We start from the raw sequence: 3,484 nt of genomic DNA on the forward strand, positions 1-3,484 counted from the left end.
CGCTGGTGCCCCGCCGCGGCGCCGACGTCGACAAAGCGGCACTGCCCGCCCTCACGGCACACCGGCCCAGGGCTCCCGTATGCCCGGAGCCGACCACACCACCGACAACGTGACAACGCCCTCGCGGGTGGTTGCGGCACGCTTGCCTTCCCGCAGCGGTGGGATTCCGCATGTGCACCACGCGCGCGATGACAGACGGACACCGCTCAGTCGTACTGCCACTGCTCGTTCTCGCGGTCCAGGTTGGGGATGGGGCCTAGGAGGGTCCAGCCGGGGTCGAGGGCGCGGGTGGCGCGAAAGCCGCGGGCGTCCGCGTACGACTCGGCGTCGGTGTCGGCGGGGGCGCGCATGAGGGTGTAGATCGGGGGGTCGTTTCCGTAGAAGCGGAAGAAGACGCGGTTCTTGTCGTGTGACTGGTGCAGGATCACGTCGGTGCCCCAGAGGGCTTCGTACGTGGCCTTGTCCTTCGGAGTCGTCGGATCGCACTCCTCGGGGCGTCCGGGGTCACGGACGCAGATGCGGGCCTGGATCCAGGTGATCACTTCGGCCTTCGGGTGGGCGGCCGCCAGCTGTCGCATGCGGGCGTCGGCCTTGGCGAACGCGGACTGCCGTTGGTCGATCTGCTGCTCCAGCTTGTCGAAGCGCCGCTCGTCGAAGCCGCTGCCGAAGTGCCACCCCAGCATGCCGAAGACGGCGACCCGCCAGGCCAGGATTGCCGCCGCCACGACGATCAGCGTGACGAGCAGGATCCGGCCCGGCGAGCACCGCCTGGTGCGCCGCTCTAGCTCGAGGGCGTCAGAACGACCCACTGATGGGCACCTCGACGTCTGCCTGGGCGATCGGCGGGGTGTACTTCCCGTCGAACCGGTCGTAGTGCTGCAGCGTGAACCAGTCGATGAAGCCGTACGTGGTGATCTCGTCGTCCGGGTCGAGACCGAAGTGGTCGTAGGAGTGGAAGACCAGTTTCCCGGAGAACGTGTTCCCGCTGACCGTGTAGTCCTTCAGCTGGATCGTGTGCCCGTGGAACTGGTGGATGGCGATGGACAGCGCCCGCTGGTTGTCGTCGCTGACGGAGAAGTCGTACACCGGGTACTTCAGGCCCGTGCGGTTGAACTCCTGGTACAGCAGGTTCTGGTCGAGCTTGTCCCCGACCGTGAACTGCGCCGTATCACCGCGGTTGTCCTGGAGGAGCCGGGTAATGATCCCCTCGGCCTTGTCGATGTACTGCTTCTCTTGCGGCGATGACGCGACCGCCCGGGACAGGGCGGTGCCGGAGCCGACTGTCTGGAAGCGGGCCGGGTCGAAGTTGTCGTCCACCGAGACGGTGCCCGCGCTCTGGCCGTCGCGGCCGTAGCGGAACTGGTTGTACAAGTCGACGACCGTCTGCTGGTGGTCGTAGTCCGCTCCCGCCTTTCCGGCGTTCATGATGCTGTTGAACTCGCCCCACATCCAGGACTCCGGGGTGAACGAAGCGACGTAGAACTGCCAGCTGAGATCCGTCAGCTCGTCGTAGGTGTAGTCGTTGAACGTCAGGTCGTCCGCTACCAGCGGGTTCAGCGGCACCTGGACGTCATTCGGGTCGGCCTCCTTGCGGTGCCCCTCCCGGTTCGCGGACTGGTGGATCAGCATGTCCTTCGGCACGGCCACCATGGGCTGCTTGTCGGCGCCGTCGCGCTTCCCGTCGCCGTCCGTGTCCCGCTTCAGCGGATTCGAGGTGAGCTTCGCGTAGACCTGGTCCGCCGCCCCGTTCAGCTTTCCGGTGACAACCTGGATCTCCTTGCCGTCCACGACCGAGTCGCCGTCCGAGTCCGGGTTGTCGGGGTCCAGCTTTCCAACGGGCAGCCCATTGCCCGTCAGGAGGATTCCGTCCCGGATCTGCTGCTCGTCGTAGTCGCTGATCCCGTCGTTGTCGGAGTCCTTCGACTGCTGGGCGTCCTTGGTGACATAGATGCGGGAGCCCTGCTCGACCGCCTTGTCGAAGGCCCGGCTGTCGAGCACGACGTACTTGGCCGGGTCGCTGGCCGTGGCCGTGATGGTGTTTCCGTCGAGCCGCTGGGCCGCCACCTTGACCAGACGCTGGGACTTTTCGTCGTAGCGATAGACGGCCGGCTTGATACCGGGCCCTGTCCGCTTCGGGTCGATCGCGAAGGAGACCTTCGCCTGGCCGGATGCCCCGTCGGCCGAGAGCTGGAAGCCGTTGCCCAGATAGCCCGGCGCGGACTTCGGGAACTGCTTCTGGTCGGCAGGGAGCTTGGTGATGTCGAAGGCCTGCACCTGATCGGGACGCAGGCCCTTGACCGCGGCGGAGGCCTCGGTGACGCCGCCGTCCGCCGTGCGCGTCACGTCGAAGGCGGACTCGGCGGTGCGCGGGTCGGAGCCGATGCGGTCCTCCTGGCCGTCCTCCACGCCGTCGCCGTCGGTGTCGGCCTTGACCGGATCGGTGTGCCGGGTGAGCTCCTTGCCGTCCGCCAAGCCGTCCGCGTCGGTGTCCGGGTTGCCTGCGGCGGTCTTGAGCCGCAGCTCACGCAGGTTGGAGATCTTGTCCCCGTCGGGGTCCTCCTGGCCGTCGGGGACGCCGTCACCGTCGGTGTCGCGCTTGAGCGCGTCGCTGCGGTTGCCGAGCTCGACGAAGTCGGACAGGCCGTCGCGGTCAGTGTCCTTTGCCTTCGGATCGAGCTTGGCGCGCTGCTCGATGTCGTCCGTGAGACCGTCGCCGTCCGTGTCCTTGGTCGGGCTCGCGCCGTCCTTGGCGAAGTTCGCCCAGGTCGGGGTGTGCGCGCTGCCGTCGGGCCGGGCGCTGTACCAGAGCGTGGAGGTCTCGCCCGGCTCGATCACCTTGTTCGCTGGGGTGCTCTGGAAGGTGGCACGGTCGCCCTGCCCTGAGTCCAGGCGTACCGCGTCGGTGGCGGTGATCCGGTCGGGGAGCTCGAAGGTCAGGGACCAGTCGTTGATCTCGTGCTGGGAGAGGTTCTCGACCTGGAACTGCGCGAGGTAGGAGCCCTCGGGCGTCTTCTCGCGGATCGCCGCCGGCACCTTGCTCTGCTGCGGGTCGTCGGCGTTGAGCTTCCGGTAGGAGATTTTGACCTCGGTGTCGCGGTAGAGCGTTTGCCCGGGAGGTGAGCCGCCACCGTCGGCGATGGCCGACGGTACTGCGGTCCCGAGCAGAAATAACACGGCGCTGAGTGGAATCGTGACGCGTCTGTACATGGTGCCTCCCACGTATGGAAAGTTACCTGTCGTCGCGAAGTAGCCCCCGTTTCACGGCACTTCACCGGTCTGACGGAGCAGCCTACACAGCTGCGAGTGAGGGACCCCCGATGGTTCGGTGGGGAAATTGGGGAGGAAGTTATGACTCCGTTTCAGCCGATTCGCGACCGGTCGACGACCTGCCCCTGGGCCACAGGGGAACCTGCGATGGGAGGGCGCTGGTAGTCGGCGGGCAGTGCCGCCTCGTCGACGTCGGCGCCGCGGCGGGGCACCAGCA

2 protein-coding genes are annotated in these 3,484 nt (G+C 67.2%); both read right to left on the minus strand.

Going from position 1 to position 3,484, the window contains the following annotated elements:
- Positions 1-206 precede the first annotated feature (206 nt).
- Positions 207-809 carry a hypothetical protein gene (locus AC5P1C_RS43455; RefSeq protein WP_493871541.1) on the minus strand — a complete coding sequence of 201 codons (603 nt, stop codon included), beginning with the start codon at positions 807-809 and terminating at the stop codon, positions 207-209.
- The gene (locus tag AC5P1C_RS43460; RefSeq protein WP_493871542.1) at positions 796-3,207 is read right to left on the minus strand and encodes a DUF3289 family protein; all 2,412 of its coding nucleotides are present in this window, start codon (positions 3,205-3,207) and stop codon (positions 796-798) included. The genes AC5P1C_RS43455 and AC5P1C_RS43460 overlap by 14 nt, the downstream gene beginning before the upstream one ends.
- Between the last annotated feature and the right edge of the window lie 277 nt (positions 3,208-3,484).

The sequence above is a fragment of the Streptomyces sp. A18 genome, from assembly GCF_059026065.1.

Coding starts and splice junctions, on each gene's coding strand:
- AC5P1C_RS43460 (WP_493871542.1), bottom strand. CDS start 3,207: ATGTACAGACGCGTCACGATTCCACTCAGCGCCGTGTTATTTCTGCTC.